General features: G+C 52.4%; 4 protein-coding genes. 1 reads left to right on the top strand and 3 read right to left on the bottom strand.

Annotated elements, in window-relative coordinates:
• Window positions 1-182: 182 nt before the first annotated feature.
• Window positions 183-266 carry a putative holin-like toxin gene (locus J2Z18_RS31085; protein ID WP_280516353.1) on the top strand — a complete coding sequence of 28 codons (84 nt, stop codon included), beginning with the start codon at window positions 183-185 and terminating at the stop codon, window positions 264-266.
• 264 nt (window positions 267-530) lie between these two features.
• On the opposite strand, the gene J2Z18_RS27505 is transcribed toward J2Z18_RS31085, so the two are convergent.
• From J2Z18_RS27505 to J2Z18_RS27495, 3 genes are all read right to left on the bottom strand, one after another.
• The gene (locus tag J2Z18_RS27505; RefSeq protein ID WP_210095648.1) at window positions 531-2,810 is read right to left on the bottom strand and encodes a glycoside hydrolase family 3 protein; all 2,280 of its coding nucleotides are present in this window, start codon (window positions 2,808-2,810) and stop codon (window positions 531-533) included.
• Between the two features lie 44 nt (window positions 2,811-2,854).
• Complete coding sequence (locus tag J2Z18_RS27500; RefSeq protein ID WP_210095647.1) at window positions 2,855-4,183, bottom strand: MFS transporter; 1,329 nt, start codon at window positions 4,181-4,183, stop codon at window positions 2,855-2,857.
• A 174-nt stretch (window positions 4,184-4,357) separates the two neighbouring features.
• Window positions 4,358-6,886 (bottom strand): GH39 family glycosyl hydrolase, encoded by a 2,529-nt coding sequence (locus J2Z18_RS27495; RefSeq protein ID WP_210095646.1) that lies wholly within the window; start codon window positions 6,884-6,886, stop codon window positions 4,358-4,360.
• Between the last annotated feature and the right edge of the window lie 121 nt (window positions 6,887-7,007).

Here is a 7,007-nt window from a genome sequence, read left to right as displayed (position 1 = left end):
TATGTCTTTCTTATTTCGCCCATGGAAAAAATCCCCTCCAAAGTAGACTTTAATGCGCTTTTTACACACTGTCTACTTAAAGGGGATAATATCAATATCGGGGCCTGTATGCTATAATTTGGAATGTACGACATTCGGCTAATAAGGGCGGTCGGCTAGTCTCCCGGACGGGAGGTGATGCCATGACAGTGTATGAAGCGATGAGCTTAATGCTTACCTTCGGGACGTTAATCGTCGCATTGTTATCGTTTAATAAGCGAAAATAGACCGCCCGTCGCAAGGTTACGGTCTATTTTCTGACTGAAGACTTGCAGCCGACCACTCTTTTAGCGGTTGTTGTGCAGAGGGATCGTGTTACAGCACGGTCCCTTATTTATTCTTATCTTATCATACCCGTTTTTAGTCCTCAATGATCAGAGCTTATTTTCAGGTGATCATCAGCATTCCTAGAACAAGAAGAAAGCTGCCCCAATAGCCATCGTCATGGCAATGGAACAGCTCCTCTGTCTATTATTGTTTATCTTCAAAAATCAGCTTCTACGGTATTTCATCGTTCGCTCATCCTCGATCACGCCGCCCCAGTTCATCCCGAAAGCAAAGTCATATACATGCTTCTCCGAATCGACATGGCATTCCATATCGTGCGCGACATCTTCCAACTGCTCTTCGACGGTGCGCATATGGGCGGGCATTTGCATCGGCAGCAGACCGGACGGCTCCGCTGCTCCCGTCAATACCTCCATCATCGCCTGATCCTGAACGCCGAAGTTCGCCAGAATGGCGTCCACTTCCGCTTCAAATTCCGAAACGACCGTGGGGTTGCACAACAGCATGGAGACGATGACGGGTTTGCCTTTCATTTTCTCCTTCGTCTCCAGCACCATGTTTAAATCCGTCGTATTATGCGGAATGACGGTTTTTCCTTTATAAGAACGATTTCGCGGCTCATTCCCGTGTTCGTCGCCGGCCAGGCTGATTTCCCGTGCATGCTCCGCCGTATACGGCTTGTACTGCAGGCTGATCGGCACATAACCGTTCCCGCCCCGCTCCTCGTCCTCTTGGCTGTAGCCGGTGCCGGACTTCGGTGATGTGATAAAGACAAGGCCGAATTCCGCTTCGTCCGGTTGGTCGGTGACTTCGAAATATTTCGAGACAACCTCCAGGTTGACCGGATAATCATAGCTCTCCGGCGTCGGATTGCCGAACCAGTCTTTTCCCGGCGGAAGAAAACGTTTCGGGATGTAAACCTTGCTTTTCGCGCGAAGCGGGAGCACCCCGTTTTTGTTTTTGAGCATGACGATCGATTTAAGCTGTGCTTCGTAACCTTCCCGCATAAATTCGGGGTTCCCGACCAGTGTGGCGCTCTCCTGTGGGTCGAGGTACGGATTTTCAAACAAGCCGAGGCGGAACATATTTTTCAGCAGCCGGACGGCCGATTGCTCGAAGCGTTCCCGCATATAGGCTTCACCGTGCTCGCGAACCCCGATCTTGTAAGCCTCCAGCACCGGCTCGATCTCATTATTGCCGCCGAATTGGTCAACGCCAGCCATTTGCAGCTTGTAGTGGCGCTCGCCCACGGTCAAATCCTCCACGCCCCATGGTTTTCCGCTCAGAAAAGAATCCTTGGGACCGGAGACGTCGGCCGTGATCATCCAGTCCGTGCATACGACGCCGTCATACCCGTATTTCCCGCGCAGCAAATCCCGAATCAGGTACGAGTTATAGGAGTTGCCGACATTTTCGCCGTTTACGGTGTCCTGGCCGAGGGAGATCGTGTAATACGGCATGACGGCTGACGCCTTCCCTGTTTTGCCGTCCAGCTTGAATGCCCCTTCAGTAAAAGGTACCAAATGCTCGTCAAAGTTGTTGCCCGGATACACCGCATACTTCCCGCAGCTGTAATGGGCGTCCCTTCCGGCCTCGCCCGAGCCTCCTCCCGGCCAATGCTTCACCATCGCATTCACGCTGTCGTAACCCCAACCGTCGGCGATTTCCCGTTCGCCTTCGGAAGTCTGGAAGCCGTCGACATAAGCGCGGGCCATATCGGCGGCGAGCTTCGAATCTTCGCCGAACGTGCCGTTAAACCGGAACCAGCGCGGCTCCGTGGCGATATCGATTTGCGGAGACAGGGCGGTTGCCAGCCCTAACGCGCGATATTCCCGGGAAGCGATCATCCCGAACTTCTTCGTGATCTCCGGATCGAAGGTCGCCGCTAGGCCCAGCGTCTCGGGCCACATGGAGATATGGCCGCCCGCACCCGCGTTGAATTCGGAGCTTGAATCCGAAGCGTGCCGGGGATCGGAGCTGTTGTTCGCCGGAATCCCGAGACCGGTGCCTTCGGCAAACGCCTGGATTTTATTGTTCCAGCGCGCCGCGACCTCCGGGCTTTCCACCGTGGTTACAAGCACGTGCCGCACATGGTCTTTGGTCAAAAATGCGATCTGCTCATCGGTCAGTTCCCAGGGCTTCGCTCCGCTCTCCTCATACGTCTTCCCGCCGTACGTGCCTGCAAACCAGCCGCTACTGAGCGCGGGAATCGACTGATGGCGGCTGTACAGCATCAGGCCGGCAATCTGCTCGACCGTCATTTTCGAGGCCAGGTCTTTCGCCCGCTCCTCCGGCGTCAGCCGCCAGTCCTCATAGTTGTCCAGCTTGCCGTCACGGCTTAAATCCTTGAAGAACAAGCCGTCCTGCTCGATGATGCCCACGCCCGATTCCTCGCTGTAGCCCAGCGTGGGGCCGCCGGGATTTTGTACATATCGAACGGTTTCTTCTGTCTTATTAATCGTATCTAAAGTATGGTTTCTCATGTTCGCTCTCCCCGATTCTCTTTATTTTTATCCGAGTGTTACGTTCAGTTTATGTTGCCTGCCGCAAGGCCGATGCCTGCCGTTTCAGCTCCGTTCTCCGTAGCTACGGGTTCGCCTACTTCCGGCAGCGGCTTGATGGAGATCATGCCGATTGCCGTGAATATGGCTAGGACGAGGTAGAAGAACGTCCAGCCGCCAAGTCCAATCGACGTGCCTGCGCTTAACAGAAGCGGCGCAATTGCCGGAACGATCGATTGCGGCAAGGCGTTTGCCACGTTCATGATGCCGAAGTCCTTGGCCGAATCTTCTTTACGCGGCAGAATGCGCGCCACCAAAGCCATATCGACGGCGGAAAAACAGCCGAAGCCGAGACCAAGCACCGCGGATGCGATGACATAAGCCGTGTAATTCGGAACAAACGCGAATACCAGAATGGCAATCACCATAACGAATGCAGACACATACAAGAACGGTTTTTGCTTTCTGAATTTATCCGACAACATCCCGCCGAATATACTGGTCAGCGCCATGGCTATCGTGGAAATAATGTTCACGGTAGCCACGCTGGACGTAGCCTGGGCTTCCGTGTAACCCATCCGGTTGACGAGCATCACCGTGAGGTAAAGGCTGCTGCAGTATCCCATCATCATCAGAAATTTCGAAGCGACCGCCCAGGAAAACGCCGGGAACCGCCGCGGGCTAGGGTAAATTTTGCTCAGCTTTTCGCCAAGCGGCACGGCCGTGTTATGCTCGCGGATAATTTCCACTTTTCCTTCTTGAATCAGGAACAGGCTGATCATCGGACCTACGATGCCGATCGCAGCGATAAGCGTCCATTTCGCGGCCGAGGAGACACCAGGCAACAAGGTCATCAATACCATCCCGACTACGATTCCGAGCGGTAAGGACATGCCGAGCAGACCGGAAATCGTGCCTTGTTTTTCTTCTTTCACCTGGTCGGGAATGAGCGCCGTGTACGCCGCCATCCCAAAGTTGAAGAACAGCTGCGCAACCGCCCAGCCTATGATGATGAGCCATAACGAGGATGTCCAGCCAATCATTAGCAGCGCGGCGCTGCCGACCAAGGGGCCGAGCAATATCCAAGTGCGCCGGCGTCCGAATCGGTTAATCGTCCGATCGCTGATCGCACCGCCCAAAGGGTTTCCGATCAAGGCGAAGAAAGCGCCGATTCCGGCCACGAGGCCATAAGACGACGTATATCCATTCGGATCGATCTCGATCATCTTGAATGTCAACAGCAGTGTCGCCGGCGTCATGAGAGCGACCATCATCAGGCCGTAGCCTAACATCACGCCGAAAGTCAATCGGCCAAAAGGGGTTTTGACCTGTCCTTTTACTTTAGCTCCAGCCATTTATATAACCTCCTGTTATCATGAAAACGATTACAATAAAATTATAAAAGAAACCGCCTTCATGAAGACAGGCGGTTGTTTACAGACTTATAGGGCAATTTTTAACCTCGTTATGAAAGCGTTTAAATCATCCCTTCCGAATGGCTTAAAAATTGACACAGCTTGCGCTGCCGCTTATACCAGCGGCGTTAATTCAATCAGCTGCACCTCATGCGGTTTCAAGGTGGAGCCAATCACCGTCCCGTTCTCCAGGTTCAAGACTTGAACCTGTCTTAACGGGGAGCTCTGCTTCAGATAAGCGATATCCTCAGCCGTCAATGAGTCCGGTGCCCCCATTTCCACCCATTTGTCGTAGCTGCTGCCGTGCTTGCGGGTGATCGTTTGGCTAACCATGCGGTACGCGCCATGAGGTAACCCGCTAAGCGCGATGTCGATTTTTAAGATTTTCTCTTCCTTGAATCCGTTATACCTGTGTGTTTCATCTATAAACGAAGTGTCGCCGAGAGCATAAAGATCATCATAATGAACGTAATTATACGTCATGATTTGAATGGTATCTCCACGGGCAGCCACGATATATCCGTCCCCGCGGGCAATCAGCGCCTCCCCCAGCTTACCTAGCAGCCCGTACGCATGCATGGCCGGCTTCGGGATCCCATATTGGGCGATCAGCCCAAGTCCTCCGTGAAACAAACGCGGTGACGGGAACGTTTCCTCGATGTTGTCGCTCAGCACCCAGTAACCGAAACCGTCGATGGCATCGAGGTTATCGAGGATATTTTTGGCGATATAGGCTGCCTTGTATAAGGTATCGTTCGTCAATTCGCGGTGATAGGCGGTCGAATTCCATTCCGTCATATAAACCTCGCGGCCGGATAATCCCTGGTCAGCTAACAGCTGCAGCTCGATCGCAAGTCTATCCTTAAGAAAATCCGGATTCGGCGAAATCCCTCCGAATTTCTCCAGCAGCTTCCGGTACAGATCTTCGTCCTGCTTGAGCTCCGCTTCCTCCTGTTGTATTCGTTTTTCGATTTCTTCATGCGGATAAAAATGCAGCGGAATGAAGTCGGGAAGACAATCGTGCTTGCGGCAAAACGCGAAGAAATTCGTCGCCGTAACCGGCGAAGTCACGGTAATGATCCGGCCGGGCGCGCCGATCTTCAGTCCTGCGGATAACCGTTTCATGGTTCTGTAGGTGGCCAGGTACAGCTCATGATATTCCTGAACGGATCCGGGCCAAAATACGTTTAATTCCGGCTCGTTCCAGAACTCGAATCTCCAGCTCTCGACCTCCGCCGCACCGTAACGGTTCATGCAGTGGCGAAGGAAGCTGTCGATAAGCCCGCACCATTTATCCAGCGACTTCGGTGGGCTCGTAAAGCTGGCTCTGTAGAACACCGTCTTCCCGGGATCGGATGCCAGCGCGGAGGGCATGAATCCCAGCTCCACGAACGGCTTCAAGCCAATCGACAGCATAAAATCGAACAGCTGGTCCACCAGCTTGAAATTGTAGCGCGGCCGCCCATCCTCGTCTTCATCATATACCATCATCCCATCGTCAAAAATCCCGTGAAAGCGCAAATACCGAAACGGACAATTTTGCTGGACATAAATCAGCTGTTGTTGTACGTCGGCATGCAGCCCTTCCTGCGCTTTCCCGATCGTGATGAGATTTTTCCACGTATGCTTCAGCTTTCTTCCCGGAGCGGACGCGTTCACCTCATAGGTCTTCGTTTCGATTGCCTGGATCGTTTCAACCTCCAACGATTCGGTCCGCCGCAAATACTGACGGATGATCCCCAGTGCGCTGGATTGATTAAACTGAAGATAATTCGAAGAGATGTCTTGCTTTTTGGCTTCCGTTTCCCGGTCAGGCCGATACTGTTTACGGTATTCGTGAGGGGTCATACGGTATTTGTTTTTGAACGCGGTGTAAAACGATTTGGCGTTGGGAAATCCGTGGCTTAATGCCAGATCGGCAATCGGGAGGTCCTCATGACGAAGCAGCTCCTCCACCGCGTTCTTCAACCGAATGCTTGTCAGATAGGATTGGAAGTTAAGCCCGATATTTTCGCTGAAAAATTTGGAAAGATACGGTACGGACAGAAATTCTTGTTTGGCGATCGATTGCAGGGTGATCGGTTCATTATAATGCTCGTCGATATAATTGATAATACGGAGCATGCGCTCCATGTATTTCTCGTTGATCGCGCCGCCGGTTTCGGAGGATTTGAACTGCTTAATGAGCATGGAAAACACGGCCAGCATGCGGATGCCCATATCCAGCTCGTACGCCTCTCCTTTTTTCTGCTTCAGCTCGACCATCTCTGCCAGCATCTGGCGGATTCGGTCCAACCCGCTTTTCTGTTCCGGCCGGACCGCGGAAGAATTGCACTCGAACTGAATGTCCTCAATGCCTTTAATGTTTTCTTTCAGAAACACCATAGGTATCAGGAACGTGGCGATAATGTTCATGTCCAGGCCAATGACCTCATGGACATGGCTGGAATTGATCACAAATACATCGCCTTCCGTTATCGTGTGGCGCTCGTTTCCGACGGTGACTTCCAGATTGCCGGACAGCACGAATATGATCTCCACGCTGTTATGCCAATGGCTCGGCACGTAGTTTACCCTGTGCAGCGATACATCGAACGGCAGATCGTCCGCTGTCTCCACCAATTCAAAGATGGACGTTTTCAAAGATGTCCCCCCAGACAAAGATTGCGTATCTTTTTTGTACTATCGTCCATTATACAAAATAGTATGCTTTATGATCTAAGCGCATTGTAGAAACGCGGCATTATCCCAACCGCCAAACCTC

The organism is Paenibacillus lactis, from assembly GCF_017873605.1.
GTDB classification, from domain to species: Bacteria; Bacillota; Bacilli; order Paenibacillales; family Paenibacillaceae; genus Paenibacillus_AQ; species Paenibacillus_AQ lactis.
This window is presented reverse-complemented; position numbering and strand designations above follow the sequence as displayed.

Coding starts and splice junctions, on each gene's coding strand:
- J2Z18_RS27505 (WP_210095648.1), bottom strand. CDS start 2,810: ATGAGAAACCATACTTTAGATACGATTAATAAGACAGAAGAAACCGTT.
- J2Z18_RS27500 (WP_210095647.1), bottom strand. CDS start 4,183: ATGGCTGGAGCTAAAGTAAAAGGACAGGTCAAAACCCCTTTTGGCCGA.
- J2Z18_RS31085 (WP_280516353.1), top strand. CDS start 183: ATGACAGTGTATGAAGCGATGAGCTTAATGCTTACCTTCGGGACGTTA.